At 59.5% G+C, this 21,933-nt stretch carries 16 protein-coding genes and 1 riboswitch; of the genes, 8 read left to right on the top strand and 8 right to left on the bottom strand.

Annotated elements, in window-relative coordinates:
* The 3 genes from cobN to cobU all read right to left on the bottom strand — a co-directional run bounded on the left by cobN (window position 1) and on the right by cobU (window position 5,500).
* Window positions 1-3,801: a cobaltochelatase subunit CobN gene (gene cobN, locus R6X40_RS04145; protein WP_318411177.1), complete on the bottom strand. Its 3,801-nt coding sequence runs from the start codon at window positions 3,799-3,801 to the stop codon at window positions 1-3.
* Between the two features lie 106 nt (window positions 3,802-3,907).
* Entirely contained in the window at window positions 3,908-4,972 is a 1,065-nt protein-coding gene (gene cobW / locus R6X40_RS04140) for a cobalamin biosynthesis protein CobW (RefSeq protein ID WP_318411175.1), read from the bottom strand.
* A 3-nt stretch (window positions 4,973-4,975) separates the two neighbouring features.
* Window positions 4,976-5,500, bottom strand: coding sequence for a bifunctional adenosylcobinamide kinase/adenosylcobinamide-phosphate guanylyltransferase (cobU, locus tag R6X40_RS04135; protein ID WP_318411173.1), 525 nt, complete (start codon window positions 5,498-5,500; stop codon window positions 4,976-4,978).
* 174 nt (window positions 5,501-5,674) lie between these two features.
* Window positions 5,675-6,075, bottom strand: a riboswitch (cobalamin riboswitch).
* A 143-nt stretch (window positions 6,076-6,218) separates the two neighbouring features.
* On the opposite strand from cobU, the gene R6X40_RS04130 reads away from it, so the two are divergent.
* Window positions 6,219-8,009 carry a chloride channel protein gene (locus R6X40_RS04130; protein WP_318411324.1) on the top strand — a complete coding sequence of 597 codons (1,791 nt, stop codon included), beginning with the start codon at window positions 6,219-6,221 and terminating at the stop codon, window positions 8,007-8,009.
* A 12-nt stretch (window positions 8,010-8,021) separates the two neighbouring features.
* Here the strand turns inward: R6X40_RS04130 and R6X40_RS04125 are convergent, their stop codons facing one another.
* Window positions 8,022-9,476, bottom strand: coding sequence for a cobyric acid synthase (locus R6X40_RS04125; RefSeq protein WP_318411171.1), 1,455 nt, complete (start codon window positions 9,474-9,476; stop codon window positions 8,022-8,024).
* A gap of 246 nt (window positions 9,477-9,722) precedes the next feature.
* On the opposite strand from R6X40_RS04125, the gene R6X40_RS04120 reads away from it, so the two are divergent.
* From R6X40_RS04120 to bmt, 6 genes are all read left to right on the top strand, one after another.
* A complete protein-coding gene (locus R6X40_RS04120; RefSeq protein ID WP_112834591.1) occupies window positions 9,723-9,866 on the top strand; it encodes a hypothetical protein in 144 nt (47 codons plus the stop codon).
* 768 nt (window positions 9,867-10,634) lie between these two features.
* Entirely contained in the window at window positions 10,635-11,633 is a 999-nt protein-coding gene (locus R6X40_RS04115) for an ABC transporter substrate-binding protein (RefSeq protein ID WP_318411167.1), read from the top strand.
* Window positions 11,634-11,941: 308 nt separating this feature from the next.
* Complete coding sequence (locus R6X40_RS04110; RefSeq protein WP_318411165.1) at window positions 11,942-12,850, top strand: proline/glycine betaine ABC transporter permease; 909 nt, start codon at window positions 11,942-11,944, stop codon at window positions 12,848-12,850.
* Entirely contained in the window at window positions 12,843-13,886 is a 1,044-nt protein-coding gene (locus R6X40_RS04105; protein WP_318411163.1) for a glycine betaine/L-proline ABC transporter ATP-binding protein, read from the top strand. Before R6X40_RS04110 ends, R6X40_RS04105 begins: the two co-directional genes overlap by 8 nt.
* Window positions 13,887-14,238: 352 nt before the next feature.
* On the top strand, window positions 14,239-15,564 hold the full coding sequence (locus R6X40_RS04100; protein WP_318411161.1) for an O-antigen ligase: 1,326 nt from the start codon (window positions 14,239-14,241) through the stop codon (window positions 15,562-15,564).
* A 79-nt stretch (window positions 15,565-15,643) separates the two neighbouring features.
* Window positions 15,644-16,663, top strand: a complete 1,020-nt coding sequence (gene bmt, locus R6X40_RS04095) for a betaine--homocysteine S-methyltransferase (protein ID WP_318411159.1) — start codon at window positions 15,644-15,646, stop codon at window positions 16,661-16,663.
* Window positions 16,664-16,759: 96 nt separating this feature from the next.
* Here bmt and R6X40_RS04090 read toward each other — a convergent pair whose 3' ends face one another.
* Window positions 16,760-17,779 carry a hypothetical protein gene (locus tag R6X40_RS04090; protein ID WP_318411157.1) on the bottom strand — a complete coding sequence of 340 codons (1,020 nt, stop codon included), beginning with the start codon at window positions 17,777-17,779 and terminating at the stop codon, window positions 16,760-16,762.
* Between the two features lie 186 nt (window positions 17,780-17,965).
* Here R6X40_RS04090 and R6X40_RS04085 point away from each other — a divergent pair, with 186 nt between their 5' ends.
* Entirely contained in the window at window positions 17,966-18,313 is a 348-nt protein-coding gene (locus R6X40_RS04085; RefSeq protein WP_318411155.1) for a hypothetical protein, read from the top strand.
* Between the two features lie 93 nt (window positions 18,314-18,406).
* On the opposite strand, the gene R6X40_RS04080 is transcribed toward R6X40_RS04085, so the two are convergent.
* The 3 genes from R6X40_RS04080 to R6X40_RS04070 all read right to left on the bottom strand — a co-directional run bounded on the left by R6X40_RS04080 (window position 18,407) and on the right by R6X40_RS04070 (window position 21,874).
* Window positions 18,407-20,554, bottom strand: a complete 2,148-nt coding sequence (locus R6X40_RS04080) for a VWA domain-containing protein (RefSeq protein ID WP_318411153.1) — start codon at window positions 20,552-20,554, stop codon at window positions 18,407-18,409.
* On the bottom strand, window positions 20,554-21,075 hold the full coding sequence (locus R6X40_RS04075) for an RNA polymerase sigma factor (protein WP_318411151.1): 522 nt from the start codon (window positions 21,073-21,075) through the stop codon (window positions 20,554-20,556). The genes R6X40_RS04080 and R6X40_RS04075 overlap by 1 nt, the downstream gene beginning before the upstream one ends.
* Before the next feature lie 79 nt (window positions 21,076-21,154).
* Entirely contained in the window at window positions 21,155-21,874 is a 720-nt protein-coding gene (locus R6X40_RS04070; RefSeq protein WP_412178313.1) for a phosphodiester glycosidase family protein, read from the bottom strand.
* Window positions 21,875-21,933 lie beyond the last annotated feature (59 nt).

Raw genomic sequence — 21,933 nt, 5'->3', positions numbered from 1 at the left:
CTACTCCGCCGCCGCCGAAAGGCCCTGCAGCTCGAAGCGGGCGGAGTTGGAGCGAGGCGACCAGAGGCCGCGGTCGATCGCCTCCATCAGCTTGTCGGTCATTTCGCGCAAGGCATCCGGGTTCTTGTCTTCCATGAACCGGCGGACGCGCTCATCCATCACATAGGCTTGATAGACAGCCTCGAAATGATGGCTGCGGACAGCGCCCGTCGTTGCCGCAAAGGCAAACATGTAATCGACAGTGGCGGCGATCTCGAAGGCGCCCTTATAGCCGTGGCGCATCACGCCCTCGATCCATTTCGGATTGACGACACGTCCGCGCACCACCCGGCCGATCTCTTCTTCCAATGAGCGGATCACCGGCTTTTCCGGACGGGAGTGGTCGTTATGGTAGATGGTTGGCCGCGTGCCCGCCATCTGCTCGACGGCCAGGCTCATGCCGCCTTCGAACTGGTAATAGTCGTCGCTGTCGAGCAGGTCGTGCTCGCGATTGTCCTGATTCTGCACGACGGCCTCGACCGTCTTCAGTTGCGCCTCCAAAAGCCCGCGCTCGGCCTTGCCGTCTTCGCCGGCGCCATAGGCGTAGCTTCCCCAGGTGAGATAGGCGTCGGCAAGGTCGGCACGATTGTCCCAGCCGCCCTCATCCATCAACGCCTGCAACCCGGCACCATAGGCACCAGGCTTCGCCCCGAACACACGGTAGGACGCCCGTCTTGACGCTTCCTTCAACAAAACACCAGCGGCCTCCAGTCGTTTGGTCTCCGCCCGCATGCGGGCTGCAATCATATTGTCGGCGTCATCTTCTTCAAGCGCTCCGACAGCGCGGATCGCCGTGTCGAATAACGCGATCTGCTCGGGAAAGGCATCGCGGAAAAAACCGGAAATACGCAAGGTCACATCGACCCGCGGACGGCCCAGTACCGCAAGAGGTACGATCTCATAGCCGGTGACGCGGCGCGACATCATATCCCAGACCGGCTTGGTGCCGATCAGCGCCATCGCCTGGGCGATATCATCGCCCCCCGTGCGCATGTTCGACGTGCCCCAGGCGGTCAGGCCGAATGAGGTCGGCCAGTCGCCATGATCCTGCAGATAACGGCGGATCAACAGCTCCGCCGATTTCTTGCCAAGCTCGAACGCCGCCGGTGTCGGCACGGCGCGGCTATCGACCGAATAGAAGTTGCGCCCCGTCGGCAAGACATCCGGCCGCCCGCGCGTCGGGGCACCGGATGGTCCAGGGGCGACGAATCGGCCATCGAGGCCGGTCATCAGCGCTGCGATTTCGGCATGCCCGGATTGCGTGATCGAAGGCTTGAGGCGGGTATCGATCTCGTGGAGAACGGCGCGGGTGGCGCTCCAGTCTTCAGGGCACGGCAATTCGCCCGAGACGAAGCGGGCGGCCAGCAACTCGATCCGCTCGACGGTGTCGCCAGCGGTGCGCCATGGGGCGTCCGATACCTCCATAAGAATGGCCGGTTTCGGGCCATCCCAAGGATCGGACAGGATGCAATCGAGCGGGTCAAAAGATTGCTCCGGCTTGATCTCCCCCCCTGTGGGGGAGATCAATGGGGAAACCCCCAGCCCAGCATCCGCCGCAATCGCGCGCTGCAGGCTCTGGTCGCCGCCCTCGCTTTGCCCGCGCGGCACACGTGCCAGAGCAACTGTCAGATCCGTCAGCAAGCGCCCTTCCGGAGCCACGCCAAAGATATGCAGGCCATCGCGGATCTGTAGTTCCTTGAGATCGCAGAGATAGGCATCAAGCTTTTCGAGCGCCTTATCCTCTGCGTCCGTGCCTGCAATGCCGGCATCGTGGTCGAGGCCGATATCACGCACCAGTTCGAGGATCTGCTTGCTCAGCAACCGCAAACGGCGCGGATCGCCGCCGGCAGCGTCGTAATATTCGTCGACCAGCGCTTCCAGATCTTTCAGCGGGCCGTAGGATTCGGCCCGGGTCAGCGGCGGCGTCAGGTGATCGATGATGACGGCGCTGGTGCGGCGCTTGGCCTGCGTACCTTCACCCGGATCGTTGACGATAAACGGATAGAGATGCGGCATCGGACCGAAGACAGCCTCCGGATAGCAGGTCTCCGACAGCGCCAAAGACTTGCCCGGCAACCATTCGAGATTGCCGTGCTTGCCCATGTGGACGATGGCATGCGCGCCATATTCTCGGCGCAGGAAGGCGTAAAAGGCCAGATAGCCATGCGGCGGCACAAGGTCCGGCGAGTGGTAGGTTTCCTTCGGATCGATATTGTAGCCGCGTGCCGGCTGGATGCCGACCAGGGTTTCGCCAAACCGCGTCAGCGGCAGGGCAAACCGGCCGTCACGGAAGAACGGATCGTCCTGCGGCTTGCCCCATCGGCCTGTAACCTCAGCCTGAATCTGAACAGGAAGTGTCGCAAAGAAGGCGTTGTATTGACTCAAGGAAAGCGTTTCGCGGATGTCGCAATCCGCTCGCGCTGAATTGGTAGGCCCGTCCATCAAGTGCCGGATCAGCGCATCGCCGTCTGCGGGAATGGAATCGATAGCATAGCCGGAGGCAGCCATTGCCTTCATCACTTCGATGGTACCGGCGGGCGTATCGAGGCCGACGCCGTTACCGAGCCGTCCGTCGCGATTGGGGTAATTGGCCATGATGATCGCCACGCGGCGCGCAGCCGGCGCTGCCTCGCGTAGCCTCGCCCAGTTGGCGACCAGTTTGGCGGCAAAAATGACGCGGTCGGCCAAGGGCTCGTGGCCGACAATATTGGCCTCGACATCCGTATCGTAGACAGCAGCGGCCTTGAACGAGACGGCCCGCGACAGGATGCGCCCATCCACTTCCGGCAGCGCCACGTTCATCGCCAGATCGCGCGCCATCAACCCTTGCGCCGAGGTTTCCCATGCGGCCCGCGACGAGCCGGAGAAAATCACCTGAAGGACCGGCGCGTCGGAAAACTCGAGCACTGTCGGCTTGCGGTCGGCGCCGGGCGCGGAAACCGCAAACCCCGTCGCATTCATGGCTACCGTCGGCGGCACTTCACCGAAGATCGCCTCCAGCGTTCCGATCGACACGGCATCCTTGAGGCTGGACACGAACACCGGCAGCACCGTCATGCCTTCGGCGGACAGTGCTTCTATCAGAGCTTCGACAGGCTTGGTTTCGCCGCTTTGAACCAGCGCGCGGTAAAAGCTGAGGGCGACAACGGGACCGTTTCCCGGATGAGGAACGATACGCCCCACGGCTTTTTTCCAGGCGTCAACCCCGATCACACCCTGGCCCGGCCACCAGATCCCCGCCTTCATCAACGGCGCTGCGGATTCCGGTTTTTCCGTGCCGTCGATCAGTGCCTCGGCATAGCGCAGCAGCCGGACCATGTTATCGGCACCACCTTCGGTGAAATAGGCCCACATCCGGTTGCGGTCTTCAGCGGAGACGGTCGAAAAAGGCTCCAATCCCGGGTCGGGCTTGTCGCAGCCCGGCAGCACGGCAATCTGGAATTTATGGGTGACAGCCGCCGCATGCAGCGCCTCCAGCACATAATGGAAATAGCTGGCGCCACCGAGCGGCCGCACGATGATGAGCTTGGCATGGCGTGCCGTGCGCTCAACATAGGTATCGACCGACATCGGATGCTTGAGCGTCAGCAGGCTTGCCACCCGAAGGGTCGATCCGGCCCCACGCGTGCGCTGCGCACCGGCAATCGACGAAAGCTCGGTATCGGCAGCCGAAAGAAACAGGATGTCGGCTGGCGATTGACCAAGGTCAATCGCTTCCTCGCCGTCAGTGATCGTGCCCTTCTGGGCTAGGAGGAGATGCATGATATTCCTCGAGGGCGGCAATACCCCTCTCTGTCACGACGTGACATCTCCCCCTCGAGGGGAAGTGTCCGGCAGGATAGAGGGAGATATGCCGCGCTCATCATTTTCAAATCGCCGCTGCGATGGCAGCGCGTACGGCTGCTTCGTCCATGTCATGCAGGCCGATGACGACCAGACGAGTGCGGCGCACTTCGCCTACAGCCCAGGGGCGGTCGAAATACTGGTCGATGCGGGCACCGACACCCTGGATCAGCAGGCGCATCGGCTTGCCGGGAATATCCGCAAAGCCCTTTAGACGCAGCACGTCATGCTCGGCAATGATCGGCTTCAGCTTTTCGATGAAGGCTGCCGAATCGGCAATCGAGCCCAATTCAACGACGAAACTGTCGAACTCGTCATGGCTGTGCTCCTCGCCTGCCTCGTGTTCCATCTCGTGATGGGATTTGCGGTTGGCGATGTCGCTTTCGGTACCGACACCAAGGCCGAGCAGCACGGCAGCGGAAACCTCGCCGTTCTTCGCCTCGATCATCGTTGGCTTGCGGCTGGTGCGCGACGAAACCTCGTTGCGGACAAAGGCAAGGCCGGTCGAATCGAGCAGATCCGTCTTGTTGAGAATGATCAGGTCGGCGGCGGTCAGCTGGTCTTCGAACAATTCCTCGATCGGGCTTTCATGATCGAGATTGTCGTCGTTGACGCGCAGCGCATCGACCTTGTCATGATCGTCAGCAAACCGTCCGGCGGCAACGGCGGCGCTGTCAACAACGGTGATGACACCATCAACCGTCACCTGGGTGCGGATATCCGGCCAGTTGAAGGCAGCAATCAGCGGCTGCGGTAGCGCCAGACCGGATGTCTCGATGATAATGTGGTCCGGGCGGTTCTCGCGCTCCAAAAGCTTGGTCATGGTCGGAATGAAATCGTCGGCGACGGTGCAGCAGATGCAGCCATTGGTCAGCTCGATGATATCGTCCTCGCTGCAGGCTTCTGCGCCGCAGCCCTTCAAGACATCGCCATCGACGCCGAGATCACCAAACTCGTTGATGATCAGCGCAATGCGGCGGCCGCCGGCATTCTGCAGGATGTTGCGGATCATCGTCGTCTTGCCGGCGCCGAGGAAACCGGTGATGACAGTGGCCGGGATCTTACCGTGGGCGGCTTTTTCGGTGGTCATGGATCAACCCTTCATTTTCAGCGGCAATCCAGCCGCGATAAAATAGACGTCTGCGGATATCTCCGCAATGATTTGGTGCAGCCGGCCCGCATGGTCGCGAAAGTCGCGCGCCATCCGGTTCTCCGGCACGATGCCCAGCCCGACCTCGTTGGAAACGAACACCAGCCGGGCTTTGGCCTGCGGCACATAGGCCGCGAGTGTTTCAAATTCAGCGACCATATCGCGTTCTTCCATCATCAGATTGGTGACCCACAGGGTCAGGCAATCGATCAGAATGATGCGATCGGGTGCGTCGATCGCCTCCAGGCAGGCGGCAAGGTCAAGTGGCTCTTCATGGGTTTGCCAATCCCCCCCGCGGCGATCGCGATGTTCGCTAATCCTTGCCTGCATCTCGCCGTCCCACGCCCTTCCGGTCGCGACGTAATGCATGTCGAGAGCCGACGCCTTGACAAGTTTCTCGGCGAAGGCGGATTTACCGGAACGCGCGCCGCCCAGAACCAGCACGCTGCCTGACTGTATCGATGTCATGGAATGATCCAGGCCTCAGCGTAAGCCGGCAGAAAGTGCAATCCCTGGGCAACGCAAACCGGGATTTGCGGCAACGCAAGATGGGCCGTTCCGGGAACGGGATGATAGTGCCATGACAACCTCCGTGCTGGCATCGGGAGTGTCTCTCCCTGGATCGGGCGAACCCCAAGCTAAGATGGGGCCCTTGAGGATGGCAGGTCTCCTGGCTCACGGCGCCACGCACCCTCAAGGGGCACGAACGGGTTCGCCTCGCCTTCCCGGAGTGTTTTGCGCCAGATTGCGCTGTCGCAATCGACGGACATCACGAAGAGGTGGACGATTCGTAGACTTAGAGGCGTCCGGCCCCGGCTGATCGTGATGCCACTCCAGTGGCTTTTCCGGTTGGGCCGATCCTTGCCGCTGCCGCGAAATGCGCACAGTCCGGAGGCTTGGCTTTCCCGGATGGCGAACCCTGACCGTTCTACAGTCGCGGGGTCGGCTGCGATAAGGACGCCCGGTCTGGGTCCGGCCCGTCGCATTCCCATTTACTCCCAGCATGCAACCGCATACCGGGAACCATCCAATGGCTGATGATTAGGCGCTCACCTGGATCAAGTCAATTGCGGCACTATCTCCCGCCCCATGGTTAGGTCGGGCTTCGGCAAGACTTCACTTGATCTCCCATGCCATGCCTTTTAGGACGGCGCAGAGACAGGATGGCCAGGCGATGAAGATGAAAATTATACCGAAACTCGACCTGCGGCGGCTCGGCTATCTCTCGCTGCTTTTCGATATCGGGCGGATGCGGGCCTTTGCACGGCGAAGTGAACTCGGACTGGTGGTGGCGGGCGTCATTGTTGGTATCACGTCAGGCCTCGCCGTGACGGCGATGAGCATCATCTCCAGCCGCATGCACAGCCTGATTTTTGGAATTTCAGATGACCAGCGCCTGAGCGCGAGCGATCTTCAGGGCGAAATTTCCGTACTGATCGCGCCGGTCGTCGGCGGCATCATCCTTGGCCTGGTGATGATCCTGCTGGCGTCGTGGCGCAAGAAGCCGATGGTCGACCCGATTGAAGCAAACGCGCTGCACGGCGGCCGCCTTTCTCTGACAGACAGCATTATCGTCGCAGTCCAGAACCTGATCTCCAATGGTTTTGGCGCCTCCGTCGGGCTTGAGGCCGGTTACACGCAGCTTGCGTCAGGCATTGCCTCCAAGCTTGGCATTTCGCTGCAGCTTCGCCGCTCGGACCTGCGCACCCTGGTCGGTTGTGGCGCTGCCGGTGCCATTGCTGCCGCTTTTAATGCCCCGCTGACCGGCGCCTTCTATGCTTTCGAGCTGATCATCGGCACCTATACGATCGTGTCGCTGACACCCGTCATCGTTTCCGCCCTGGTTGCCAACCTCGTCGCTCGATGGCTCTATGCTGGCGATTTCACCATCGATGTCGGCCAGTTCGGCGCGGTCGTTCCGGCCGACTATCTGCCGGCGCTGCTGCTCGGCTGCTTCTGCGCCGGCATGGGCATCCTTTTGATGAAGGGCGTCTCGCTGATTGAGGGGCTTGCCCGCCGCAGCTCAATCCCCGCTCCCATACGCCCCGCGCTCGGTGGCATCGTCGTCGGCCTTTTGGCGCTCGTCTCTCCGCAGGTGCTTTCAGCCGGTCACGGCGCCCTGCACCTCAATCTCGCCAGTTCGCCGGCAATCCCGATGCTGATCGGCCTGTTCCTGCTGAAATCGCTCGCCTCGGCGGTATCGATCGGCTCCGGTTTTCGCGGCGGCCTGTTTTTCGCGTCACTGTTCATGGGCGCGCTGCTCGGCAAGCTGTTTGCCTTTTCCGCGCCCTACATCTTTGCCCACGCGACGCTGACACCGGTCATCTATGCCGTCGTCGGCATGAGCTCGCTGGCGGTCGCCGTCATCGGCGGTCCGCTGACCATGACCTTCCTGGCGCTGGAGATCACCGGCGACTTTCCGATCACTGTCCTCGTTCTTGCAGCCGTGATCACCTCATCGCTGGTCGTGCGAACCACCTTCGGCTACTCGTTCGCCACATGGCGCTTCCACCTGCGCGGCGAAAGTATCCGCAGCGCCCATGATGTCGGCTGGATCAGAAACCTCACTGTCGGCCGTCTGATGCGCACCGATGTCCGCACGATCGATATCCAGGCATCGCTGGAGGATTTCCGCCGCGACTTTCCGCTGGGGTCAACGCAACGGGTCGTCGTCGTCGATGGCGCAAAATATGCCGGCATCATTCAGGTGCCCGAAATCTATGCCAGCCCCATCGAGGCCACCGAAGAGCGACAGGACCTCTCCGGCTTCATCCGGCTTGCCAATGACTTCCTGCAGCCAAATATGAATGCCAAGCAGGCGGCCGCCCTGTTCGACACGACGGAGAGCGATGCGCTGGCCGTGGTCAACAACCTCATCGAACGGCGCGTCGTCGGCCTGCTGACAGAAAGCCACACGTTGCGCCGCTACAGCGAAGAACTGGACCGCAGGCGCCGTGAAGCTTCGGGAGAGATTTGAACCAAGCCCTGGTCAGGACATCAGGCTATCAAGCCATCTCGGCTCCAGCACCGCTTCCAGCTCCGCCGCAACGTCGTCGAGCGCACGGTCAACCGATAGCCGGTAGTTTTCGCCGCCGCCCTCGATGCCGAAGCTTTTCAGAAGGGCCGCGCGAAAAGCGTCGCTGCTAAACAGCCCATGCAGATAGGTTCCGCTGATCATGCCATCAGCTGACACCGCCCCATCCGGCCGGCCGTCAATGATCACCGAGGGGCGAGCACAGTCCGCGCCGGTCGTCCGGCCGAGGTGGATTTCGTAACCTTCCAGCGCAACATCGTAAACCGCCGAGCGGGCACTGCTGTTGCGCACCGTTTTTTCCGGCGCCATCTCCGTCTCGACCGCCAGAAGGCCAAGCCCGCGGATTTCGGCGGTATTGCCTTCTATGCCATGCGGATCGGTGACCCGGTCTCCGAGCATCTGATAACCGCCGCAAATGCCGATGACACGGCCGCCACGCCGCACATGTGCCTGCAGATCACGATCCCATCCCTGGGCGCGAAAATCGGCGAGATCGGCAATCGTCGCCTTCGACCCCGGAATGACGACCAGACCGGCATCGGCAGGAAGGCTCTCGCCCGGCCGCACGAAGATGAGATCGACCTCCGGTTCGGCCGCCAGCGGATCGAAATCGTCGAAATTGGCAATGCGCGACAGAACCGGCACGGCGACCTTCAAAGCTCTGCCGGTCCCGCGCGCCAGCTTTTCCAGAACGACGGAATCTTCGGCCGGCAATCGGGCGGCACTTCTCAACCACGGCACGACGCCGAAACAGGACCAGCCGGTGAAACCGTCGACGGCCGCGATGCCATCGTCAAACAGCGACACGTCTCCGCGGAACTTGTTGATGATATAACCGCTGATCATGGCGCGATCTTCGCCGGACAAAATGGTGTGGGTACCGACCAAAGAGGCGATGACGCCGCCTCGGTCGATATCGCCGACCAGAACGACCGGGACGTTGGCGCGGGTGGCAAACCCCATATTGGCGATATCGCCCGCCCGCAGGTTGATTTCGGCTGGCGACCCGGCTCCTTCGACGACAATCAGATCGACGCCTGAGCGGATCGTTTCGAAGCTTTCCATAACGGCGCCCATCAGCTTCGGTTTCAAAGCTTGATAATCGCGCCCTCTCGCCTGCCCTGCCACCTTGCCCTGCACGATAATCTGGCTGCCGGTCTCCGACTGGGGTTTCAAGAGAACCGGGTTCATATGCACCGACGATGGAATGCGGGCAGCCATCGATTGCAGCCATTGTGCCCGGCCGATCTCGCCGCCGTCATCTGAAACTGCAGCATTGTTCGACATGTTCTGCGGCTTGAACGGAGCGACCCTCACACCGCGGTTGGCAGCGATGCGGCAGAGCCCCGCCACGAGTACCGTTTTTCCGACATCGGAGCCGGTTCCCTGGAGCATGATCGTCTTTGTCATGGCACTTCACCTAGCATCGCGGCAACCGCAAGAAAAGCCATATTCCGCCGCATTTCCGTCGTCTTTGGTGCGTGTTTTTCACGCGACATTTCAGGCTGCTGCAAGGCTTGTTCAGCGCGCCCGCCTAACTATCTGGAAAGCGACATTTCGTGGCAAAAACACTCGTTGCTTTCGGCAAAAACAAGCGTATATGAGCATCATCAAAGCACGGAGCAAAAGGCGCTCCACACCCAAGGTCAAACCCCGATGTTGTTCATCTTCAGCAAGCCCAATTTCGTTCAGATCGCCTGGAACTCGAAGGTTCCCGACAGCCAGTCGCGTGTTCGCAACACGGTCATGTCCGCACCCTTCGGCCCGCTCGGCTTCATCCGGACACGCAGCGTCGGCTGACATCTTCTCCCAGACTGACACTTCGAACCGCGCCTCCCTTCGGATCGCGCGGTTTTTTTGTGCCTATTCTACGGGTAGCGACATTCCATAAACGCGAAAACCGCACCCGCTCCTTCCGGAACCGTGCGGTCTGCCAAAATTACACATGGCCGCTCCGGCATACACCCGGAGATCGCTCAAGCCGGGACGCAAAACCTGATCCGGCAGGGCGGCCAAGGATCCCCCGCCGCAGGAAAACAATTAGCCTGACAGTGTTACCGGATGGTTAGCGGGAGCTTAACCAAAGGTGAATTCCGCCTTTTTTTCACTTTTTTTCACGCCAGATGAAAATCAATGTGAAGACGCATACGGAACACAATTTGTCTGGGATAAAACACGCGATGCAACTCTTGTGTGAAGCAGTGCTAATTTTGCGCCAAAGAGCGGTGCGTTTGCACAAAAATCTTGCCCGGCTCATTAAAATTCAACAGCTTGCGCGCACCTTCTGGGGCCCCGCAAACGCCGCGCGCTCGGCCTAAAACGATTCCGGAGGTTGATTTCTCCTGTGGAATACTTACGCTGCCCCCAACGGTAAAAAGAGAGATGGCTGTCGACAGAGTTCCGCGGCCAGACAACAAAACTCCAACGCCGTCGCAGCGGGGATGAAAGATTGGCCTTGCCACAAGAGCCCCCCGATCTGCTTCAACCTGAACGATTGGGTTTCCGGGAGATGCAGTATCCCGATGGACCCCAAGATTTTGGCTGCATTAAGACTGGGAGGTCTTAACCATGAAGAAGCTCCTCGCTTCCACCATCCTCGCCGCCGGCGTTTACGCGCTTGCCGGTTCCGCTCAAGCCGCAGAATGCGGCGAAGTCAGCATCGCAGAAATGAATTGGGCATCGGCCGGCGTCGCCGCCCACGTCGACAAGTACATTCTTGAAAACGGCTACGGATGCACCGTGACACTGGTGACCGGCGACACGATGCCGACCTTTACCTCCATGAACGAGAAGGCCCAGCCCGACATGGCGCCCGAATTGTGGGTCAATGCCGTGCGTACGCCGCTCGATGCCGCGATCAAGGAAGGCCGCCTGATCGAAGCAGCACCGCTGCTCAGCGAAGGTGGCGTTGAAGGCTGGTGGATTCCGAAGTTCCTGGCTGACGCCCACCCGGACATCAAGACCGTTCAGGACGCGCTGAAGCACCCTGAATTGTTCCCGGCACCTGAAGACCCTTCAAAGGCCGCCGTCATCAACTGCCCATCGGGCTGGAATTGCCAGGTTTCGACCGCAAACCTCTACAAGGCGCTGGGCGCTGAGAAGGCCGGTTTTGAACTGGTCGACACTGGCTCGGCTGCCGGTCTCGACGGTTCCATCTCCAACGCCTTTGAAAAGAAGTCCGGCTGGCTCGGCTACTATTGGGCCCCAACAGCCATCCTAGGCAAGTACCAGATGACCCGCCTGAGCTTCGGCGTCGAGCACAACAAAGCAGACTGGGATGCCTGCACCGCGGTTCCGGATTGCGCGGATCCGAAGGTAAACTCCTACCCGACCTCGGACGTCTACACGGTCGTCACAAAGGCCTTCTCCGAGAAGGCTGGTGTCGCCATGGACTACGTCAAGGTCCGTCAGTGGGACAACGGCACCGTCAACAAAGTTCTCGCCTGGATGACCGACAATCAGGGCACGAACGAAGACGCAGCCAAGTACTTCCTCGAAACCTATCCGGACATGTGGACCAAGTGGGTCGCACCGGATGTTGCCGAAAAGGTCAAGGCAGCCCTCTAAGGGATTGCCTTAGCGGCAGCGGAGCAGACTTCGCTGCCGGCTTTCGGCCGATAACACGGCACCTTGCCATAGCGCCGGAAGACAGGAGACCTCGATACCGGCGACCCGAGATGCCGCCGGTATTTCCACCAGATATGGATATGAAAACGAAAATCGTCGCAAACGGCATAGTCGCTTGTGACGAAAAGCTGTCACATTTTCGACATGCCGGGGTTCGGAAAGAAACCACCCAAGTCTGCGCACAAGCCTGAAACAGGCATCGACGACGCAGCCGGCACTATAAAACTTCCGGTTTAAAGGGGAACAACATGGCAATATGCAGTTACTTGCCAGATCTGCTTTGTAAATTTCCGGCAATCGACGATACGACGATACGAATGGCTCGAAAAAGCGTCGATGATGGCTTCAAGGCCCTCGTGCGCGAGTATGTCAATATCATCGATGCTCTCGTCCAACCGCTTCAATGGTTTTTGAACTATCTCGAAAAGCTCTTCGTCAGTTCGCCATGGGTCATCATCCTGGCCGTGATGGTCGCGATCGTCTATTACGGCAGCCGCGATATCCGCGTCACTCTTGGCACAATCGTTTCCATGCTTTTGATCGGATTGGTCGGTCTATGGAACGACACCATGGTGACGCTCGCCATGGTCACTGTCTGTACGTTCATCGCCATCATCGTCGGCCTTCCGATCGGTATCTTGATGGCCCGCTCCGAGCGCGCCCAATCGATCATCAATCCGATCCTCGACGTCATGCAGACGATGCCGAGCTTCGTCTATCTGATCCCTGTGGTGATGATCTTCGGCATCGGCAAGGTTCCCGGCCTGATCGCCGTCGTCATCTATGCCGTGCCGCCGATGATCCGCCTGACCAATCTCGGCATACGGCTGGTCGACAAGGAAGTTCTGGAAGCAGCAGACGCGTTCGGCTCATCGCCCTGGCAGCGGCTGAAGAACGTCCAGATGCCACTGGCGCTGCCGACCATCATGGCCGGCATCAACCAGACCATCATGATGTCGCTCGCCATGGTCGTGGTCGCATCGATGGTCGGCGTCGGCGGCCTCGGCCGCAACGTTCTGCAGGCCATCAACAATCAGTTCTTCACCGTCGGCTTCTTCAATGGTTTCGCGCTCGTTGCGATCGCCATCATTTTTGACCGGACCAGCCAGGCCTATGGCAAGCGGCTGCAGAAGCATTCGGAGGTGATCCATGGCTAGTCATGCAATCGAGGTCAAGAACCTCTACAAAATCTTCGGACCACGCGGCCGCGATTATGTCGATCAGGTCAAGGCCGGACTTGGCAAAAACGAACTCAATGAAAAGCATGGCCATGTTCTCGGCCTGCAGGACATCAACATCTCCATGCCCGCCGGCGGCGTCATGGTGGTCATGGGCCTATCAGGCTCGGGTAAATCGACGCTGATCCGCCACATCAACCGCCTGATTGATCCGACGGCCGGCGAAGTGCTCTATGATGGCGTCGATGTCTGCAAGATGAACGAAAACGACCTGCGCGAATTTCGGCGCCACAAGACAGCGATGGTGTTCCAGAAATTTGCGCTGCTGCCGCATCGCACAATCATCGAAAACACCGTCTACGGCCTGGAAATTCAGGGCGTTCCGATGGTTGAAAGCCGCAAACGGGCGCAGGGCTGGATTGAACGCGTTGGCCTCAAGGGGTTCGAGAACCACTATCCGAACCAGCTTTCGGGCGGCATGCAGCAGCGTGTCGGCCTCGCCCGGGCGCTGACCAACGATGCTGACATCCTCCTGATGGACGAGGCTTATTCGGCGCTTGATCCGCTCATCCGCGTCGATATGCAGACGGTTTTGCTCGACCTGCAGAAGGAACTGAAGAAGACCGTGGTGTTCATCACCCACGATCTCGACGAGGCCCTTCGGCTCGGCGACAAGATCGCCATCTTGCGCGACGGCAAGGTGATCCAGCAGGGAACGGGACAGGATATCGTTCTGAAACCGGCCGACGAATACATCACCGCCTTCGTCAAGGAAGTGAACCGTGGCCGCGTCATCAATGTCGAAACGATCATGAAACCGCTCTCCGGAAATCCGGAGGGCGTGCCGGTGACGATCGGAACCGTGCTTGAAAGTGCTGCTCGCATGATGACGCTAGCCAACCAGAACGTTGCCCATGTCGTCGATGCCAATGGCCGGCCAGTCGGATCGCTCGATCTTCGCACGATCATTTCGGCCATGGTGACGCCGATCGGCCATGAATTGCAAGCAGCCTGAAACTACTTGCCTCAGGAGGACAGGGCGGGAAAGCCGGCCTGTCCCAGGCCTTCCCTGCGGGGCTCGCTCCCCCATCTGCCTGCAATTGCCTTCGACGGCGAATGCCAGGCTTTTCGTTCAATGAACCAGCAACGCGGTGGCGACCACCAGAATGATCATCACCAGCGTCAACACGCCTTTGACGGCGAAAAACGATCTTTACCCCGATTTAACCATGTGAAGGCACTGTGCGATAAGGCAGCCCAAACCGCTTTCGCGCACGCGCGTCGCGTTGCCGGGCACTGACGGCACCTGAAGATGGATGGGTGGCAACAGTCGCCATCGTCTTCGCCGTCAGTCACGGACAACCGCCTTGCGCAACGCAGATGCCAAAATAATCATACCGCAGCGGGCGCCCGAAGGGGCTGCGACGATGATGCGGGCTGCAACGACATTGCTGTCGGGCTTTGGCCTGTTCATCATGATCTTCACCCTCAATCCCTTCATGGGCGATACCTTCGCCGAGGGCGATGTCGGAAGTACAGCGAATGTCGTCAACCAGGTCGGCTATCTCGGCTTGGGCGGGCTGTTCATCTTTTCCATGCTGGCCTCCGTTGATCCCCGCACATTGCTGAAGCTGCTTTCCCCCAGCTGGCTGATCATCTTTGCCATCGCCTATTTCTCGTGCATGCAGTCCTATGACCCATCCGCGTCGGCACGCGGCGTGACGCTCAGTCTCGTCGCCATGCTCATCGTCGCCGGCGTGCTGGTGTTGCCGCGCAGCGAGAAAGACTTTGTCGAGGCCTGTGCCAATGCGGTTCTGCTGCTGCTGGTCGTCAACTACGCCGCTCTTGTCTTGCTGCCCGAAAGGGCCATCCATCAGGCGTCCGCCTTGGAATCCTGGCATGCTGGCTACTGGCGCGGTCATCTCTCGCACAAGAACGTAGCGGCCCCGGTGTTTTCGGTGCTCGCCATGTTCGGCATCTACTGCATGCGATCAGGCGCGCGTTTGCGCGGGTGGGCCATCACGCTGCTTGCCGTCATTTTCGTTCTTCATACCGGCTCAAAGACGACGATCGGCTTCCTGCCCCTGGCAATCGGTATCGTGCTCTGTGGCAACGCCATCCGGAGTTCCGGTGCAATCGTCATCGTGCATCTGTGTTTCGCGGTGATCGTCACCTGCCTCACCGTCGGAACGATCTACTCTCCCCATCTCCTTGCAATGACCGCAGCCGTGCTGGATGATCCAACATTCACCGGCCGTGATGCGATCTGGCAGTTTGCATCGGAAAGCATCGCCGCCCATCCCTGGTTTGGGCATGGCTATGCCAGCTTTTGGCAGTCGCCGGTCATTCGCGGCATGGAAGCCAATTTCGAAGCGGATTGGGACGTGCGCGGTATCGTATCGGCCCACAACACGTATCTCGATGCACTGCTGACGTTCGGCATTCCTGGTGGCGCGGTGATGATCCTGCTTCTCTTCGTAAAACCGCTTACCGATTATCTTCGTGCGGCCCGCCGCAGCGGCAGCCGCAACTTCTCCGAATTCTGCATGATGGTCATCATCTTCATGACCTATAACGGCATGCTTGAATCCTTCATCTTGAACCGCGCCGATCCGCAGTGGATGCTTCTGGCACTGGCGGTTTTCGGGTTGAACATGGCAGCGCGCTGTAACCTGCGGCACAATACGGATTGAGACCATCGGGCAATGCGCTTGCAATCATATAAGGATATCTTTATATGATTGCAAAACCCCGATGAAATCAGGATTCCCCATGACCGTGCACGCCAATCCGCTTTCCGAACTGCTCGCCGAAAAGGGCGTGCTTCTCGCCGATGGTGCGACCGGCACCTCGTTGTTTGCGATGGGACTGGAAGCGGGCGAGGCACCTGAACTCTGGAACGAGGCCAAGCCGGAAAACATCACCAAGCTGCACCAGGATTTCGTCGATGCCGGCGCCGACATCATCCTGACCAATTCGTTCGGCGGCACACGCCATCGCCTGAAACTGCATCAGGCGCAGGATCGGGTTTACGATCTCAACAAACGCGCTGCCGAAATCGCCCGTGCCGTTGCCGACAAGGCACCGCGCAAGGTCATCACCGCTGGCTCGGTCGGGCCGACCGGTGAATTGCTGATCCCGCTTGGCGCCATGAGCTATGAGGATGCAGTCGAAGCATTCGTCGAACAGATCGAAGGCCTGAAGGCCGGCGGCGCTGAAGTCGCCTGGATCGAAACAATGTCCGCCGTTGACGAAATCCGTGCTGCTGCTGCAGCAGCCGTCAAAGTCGGGCTGCCTTACGTCTACACCGGATCATTCGACACGGCCGGCAAGACCATGATGGGCCTGCATCCGAAGGATATGTTCGGGGTCGCACAGGATATCGGCGAAGGCCCGGTCGCAACCGGCGCCAATTGCGGCGTCGGCGCGTCCGACATCCTGTCGTCTCTGCTCGACATGACGGATGCCAATCCAGAGGCGAACATCATCATCAAGGGCAATTGCGGCATTCCGGAATTCCGTGGTTCAGAAATCTACTATTCCGGCACCCCGCCGCTGATGGCAGATTACGCGCGCCTTGCCCGCGATGCCGGCGCCAAGATCATTGGCGGCTGCTGCGGCACGTCGTGCGAGCATCTGGCCGCGATGCGGGTGGCGCTCGACACTTATGTACCGGGCGAACGGCCGACCGTCGAAGCCATTGTCGAGCGCATCGGCCCGATGCGCAACAAGACCGCCAACGAAACTCCGTCTGCCCCGGCGCGCGAGCGCGGCAGCCGTCGTCGCGGCTGATCGTTCCACGCTTTCATCAAGAGATTGGGCCTGAAAATCAGCTGATTTTCAGGCCTTTCTTGTTACAGACGAGGCGTGTTGCAGGCCCCACACTCTTCAAGCCAAGGCAGCGGCCTGGAAAAAACGAATATAGCCGTCTTTCAGACCGGGTTTGATGCAGTCGGTCATCAGCAGCGCGAGATGGAAGATCGACTGGATATCCCGCTCCTGTTCGATCATTTCGGCGAGATAGACCACCACCTCATCATAATCTGCAGCATTGGTCCGCACACTCTGCAGAAACTCCGCCATGGCAAGGCGGCCGTTCATCAGGAGCACCTCATCACGCTCTGCCGGACTAAGCGCCAGAGAACCGCGAAGCGTAAAAACGTGAACATCTAAAAAACGCAAAAGGGCGGCAAATTTTTCGCTGTCCGCCGGAAGCCCTGCCTTCTGGTAGAGATCGCTGGAGGCGGCAGCAATCCCTTGCTCCGTCGCCCAGACGCCGAGATCGTACCGGTAAATCAGAGATGGATCGTGGATCATTTTACCGGCGCTGATCAACGCAAGAGACAGGCTCCAGTCGCAATAGGCACCATTGGTCGGATGCGCCTGGGTGAAAAACCGCAACAGCGGCACGAACACATTCGTGCGGTATATGCTGTAGTAAATGCTGTTGTTGCCCATCACCTTACGGGTGAATTCCTGCAACCGATCGCCCGGCGACGACGCATCGATCGTATAGCATTCCGTCTGGCAGACCCCGTTTTCCGCGGTCCAGATCTGCGTTTGCGGACGAACGCCGATAACGTCATCCGGCAGCGACGAAAGATCGACAGGCGTTTCGCTTGCGCTGAAATGAATTTCGTCGTCGTCGCCCATCGGCAGCAGGAACGGCGTATCGGCCAGTGACATGGCTTCCTGCCAGTTCCCGGAAACATCCTCGCTCTGCGAATAATGATAAAGCAGGTTGGGCGAGTGGTTTTCAAGAAATGCTCGTTTTTCCGGATCACGGGAATTGTCGCATACAATCAGCCGGGCACCGGTTTTTTCGGCATAGGTGAGCGCACTCTCGATCGCGCCGAGCGACTTCGTCAACGGCCGGTTGCTTGGCATGCAGATTGAAAGCTGGGCCATACGAGTCACCATTTCAAAAATACTCGAACTTCCATTCGGCGGCGGCAGCCGCGGAAAACATTCGAATAGCCGCCCATTAGCACCAACAAGGCTGCGCCAGCCTTGCGAGTGAATCCAGTCTTGCCCCAGCCTCGACCGATACCCCTCCTCCAAACTGACATAACGTGAACAAAAGAAAGCCCAGAGATGAACGGTACACCCGCCCCGTTTCCCGCCCGCGATTCTGTTGCCGAAAAGCTGGCCGACTTCGGAGAAAGCGAAAAAGCCTATCTCCTGTTGCTGATGGAAAATGCCGCGCAGGATGAAAATCTGATTGAAGGTCTCTACCGTCAGCTCGACCTTGCCTCGGCAGCAAAACTGCTGAATTCGCTCAAACTCGAAAAGCTTGGTGAGTGGCTGGGTTCCAGCGCCCCTGCCCGGCTGCAAATCCGTCTGATGGAAGCAGCCAAATCCGGCCAGCATGCGGCCTATCAGGCATTCCGTATCGGCCTTATCCGTTCGGGCGGATTGGAAAAGGCCTATCCGAAGGCCTGAATAAGCGAGCAATGTACCCTGCCTCAAGAAGCCGATCGGTGAACGCCCTCCGTTTCGCCGGAGGGCGTTCAGCTACCATTCAAGACAGCTGCATCATTCGCCGCTGAGACTTTTGGCGAGCCGTACCAGGTTGAGAAACTCCGCCCGGTAGCCGTCGCCATCCTCGCCCTTTGCGCCGGACGCTAGGTCAACGATCGAACCATAGGGATAGGTGGAAACGGCATCCGTTCCCCGTAGCTTCTGGCCAAAGGCCGCGACCGCGACGGAGAAGCGGACATCCTGTCCAGCCTGCTCAAGTGTCGCCACGGCATCGCCTTCCGTTACCGGCGTAGTGATGAGCGCGCTGGTATCGCTATCCGGCTGCTTGTAGCGGATCTTCAGGAATGCCAGCTCCCCGGAAGGCTTGACGCCGGCCTGCTCAGCCGGGGCAGCACCATAGCGCAGGTCATCGTTGAGAACGGCAGGGCTTCCCTTCGGCGTAATCTCGTAGATCGCGGTGACCCGATGGCCGGAACCGATATCACCGGCATCGACCCTGTCATTGTTGAAGTCCTCGCGTTTCAGGGCGCGGGTCTCGTAGCCGATCAGGCGGTATTCTGCGATCTGCTGCGGATTGAACTCGACCTGGAATTTCACATCCTTGGCGATGGGAAATAGCGACGATCCCGCCTCCTCGACCAGCGATTTCTGCGCTTCGGCCAGCGTATCGATATAGGCAGCGGTGCCATTGCCGTTCTGTGCCAGCGTCTGCATCAGCGCATCGTTGTAATTGCCGCGGCCAAAGCCGAGCACAGACAGGAAGATACCACTCTTGCGCTTCTGCTCGATCATCGTCTTCAGGTCGTCATCGCTCGATGGGCCAACATTGAAATCGCCATCAGTCGCCAGCATGATCCGGTTGATGCCGCCCTTGACGAAGGCCTGCTGCGCCAGATTGTAAGCCGCTTCCAGCCCTTGCGCGCCCGCTGTCGAGCCGCCCGGCTGCAACGTATCGATCGCCGACAGGATCTTTGCCTTGTCCTTGATCGCGGTCGGCTCCAGCACCGTGCCGGCATTGCCGGCATAGGTGACGATGGAAACGGTGTCCTCGGGCTTCAGTTTCTCGACCAGAAGACGGAAGGCGCTTTTCAACAGCGGCAGCTTGTCCGGCTCATCCATGGAGCCGGAGACATCGATCAGGAACACCAAGTTGGCGCGTGGTGCTGTTGCAGGAGCAACGTCATAGCCCTTGATCCCGACATGCATCAGCCGCGTATTGGCGTTCCACGGCGTCGGCAGCACGGTGACCGTCGCCTTGAACGGCGCGTCCTTGCTGTCCGGACCCGGCCAGTCATAGGGGAAATAGTTGATCATCTCCTCGACACGCACACTGTCGCGCTCCGGCATCTGCCCGGCCATCAGCGATTTGCGCACGAAGGAATAGGAAGCGGTATCGACATCCGCCGAAAAAGTGGAGACGGGGTCGGTGGCAACAGATTTGACCGGGTTAGTATTGGCCGCGGTGAACCTGTCATGGGTTTCTTGGCTTGAGACGATTCGCGGCTCCGAATAAATCTCCATCATCGGCGCCTCAGCCGCAACGACCGGAGCTGGCATGAACTGCCGTTGAGCCTGCGGCGACAGTTCGGATTCAGTATCAGCAACGCCACCATCGGCGGTCGGGGTGGGCGCTGTCCGTTTTGCTCCACCCAGAAATTTTTGACCCGCGCCTTGCTGATCCCGTTTGTTGAGAAGCGCGGCCACCTCGTCGGCAGAAAAATTCGACCGTTTTCTTTCAGCGTTCACACTCTGGCTTTGTGAAGGCTTGGAAAGCGCGCGCCCGGAGCTTTGCCCGGCAGCCTCTTCACGAAGTCTCTGAACTTCGGCGGTACTTTTCAGCTGCCCGGGGACTTTGATCCCTTCTGCTGATCTTTCCTTACGATCCGTCACCAAGCCTCCCTGCTCGCTCGTAGCCACCGGCAATCCCTGCCGCGTCAATTCCAGCGTGAGAAAAGCGGCAGCGGGCACCACCAGAAGCGTGGCGAGTGCTGAACCTGCGAGAAATTTCCTGTTCATGACGGGGCTCCATAGCCTGTTGAATATGGAGCTTTGACGCCGCGCACCGGTGGTTCCTTGGGGTGCTTCGGAATTATTTTCGGATGCGTCGAAGGCTTCCATCGCCAATGACAGTGCGCGAGCGCGCGCAGCCGGGGACGGCACCGGTGGGGTCATCTGACCAAGGTTTTTCAGATCGTCATTCATCACATCGTCTCCCTGCCGAGCAGGATTTTCAACCGTTTGCGGGCTTCATGTACATGCCAGGACACCGTTGTCTCGGAACATCCCATGACGTCAGCCGCTGCCGCATGAGACAATCCCTCGCCATAAACAAGCAGAACGGCATCCCCCTGCTTGTCGGGCAATTGCCGCACGGCTTCCCAAAGCGCCTCGGCCTGATCGTGGTTATCGTTTGCCGCAGTGCTGGTCGGGTCAGCCAGAAAATTTGCGGCGTTGCGCCTTTCGCGTGACTGGCCGCGTTGATGATCGCGGGCGGCATTCAGGGTCAGCGTATAGAGCCATGTGCGGAAACGGCTGGCACCGCGAAAGGCCCTGATCGCCTGCCCCAGCTTCAGGCATACCGTCTGGGCGATATCTTCGGCATCGCCTGCATTTCCGGACCAGCGCCACGCAACCGCATGGACGAAATCATAATGCCGTTCGACGAGCACGCCGAAGGCATTTCGATCCCCCTTCTGCGCACGTTCGATAAGATCCTCGTCCAAATCACCCGCCCGGATTTGTTGCAACTGGTACTGAGACGTTCGACCTTGGCCGATCCTTGGGTAAGGACCGGAATTATTTTTACGATCCCGGCATTTTCCGCGTCACCGCAATGATCGGCCCCATCGGATGGGTGTTGTCATAGCGCCCGAGCGCCGGCGCAAACAGGCTGGAGATTGATCCATCGAGGAACAGCGCATTGGCGCAGCCTAGCCGATCGCGAAACAGTGTCGCGAAATCATGGAAGCGCACCGGCTCCAGCGAAATCGCAAAAACAGCCGTGCCGTTCTGATCAACGCCAGCGCCGTTACGGATCTGCAGGCTGTCGCTTTGCGGCAGGAAGGCTGGGTGCAATTCCCCATCGATCACCAGCATTGGCCCGGATTGGGTCGCAAAATCCGGTTTGATCGCCGCATCGATATAGGCCTCGGTTTCCAGAACGCCGGCACGGCCGCCTTGCAGGAAGAATACGCCATTGGGCTTCAGGTAAAAATTGCCCCAACTATGCCCCTGGTCGATCGCCTTGCGCTCGATACCATCGGTGACCAACAATCCGACCGATGACAGATCGCGCTCGTACATGCCGCCATTCATGGCGAATTCCAGATATTCGCCCTCTTGCCGCAGGTCCTTCAAGAGCGGCTCAAAGCCTGAATAAGGCCGGCCATCGCGGCCGCGATGAAGGATACGGATATCGCTGACAGCGGGGTCAAAGCTGCAAACTGCATAACTTTGCGTCAGGTGCATCACCTTACGGCAGGCAGCCTCGGCTTCCCCGGTGGAAAGAATAGATGCGGTCATGGCCAACCCGATGCTTAAAGAACGAAACATACCCACCTCATTTTATACCCGCCCGACCC

This window comes from Rhizobium sp. PL01 (assembly GCF_033447125.1).
Lineage (GTDB): Bacteria > Pseudomonadota > Alphaproteobacteria > Rhizobiales > Rhizobiaceae > Pararhizobium.
The sequence above is the reverse complement of the archived record's forward strand: the minus strand, read 5'-3'. Positions and strand labels throughout refer to the sequence as shown.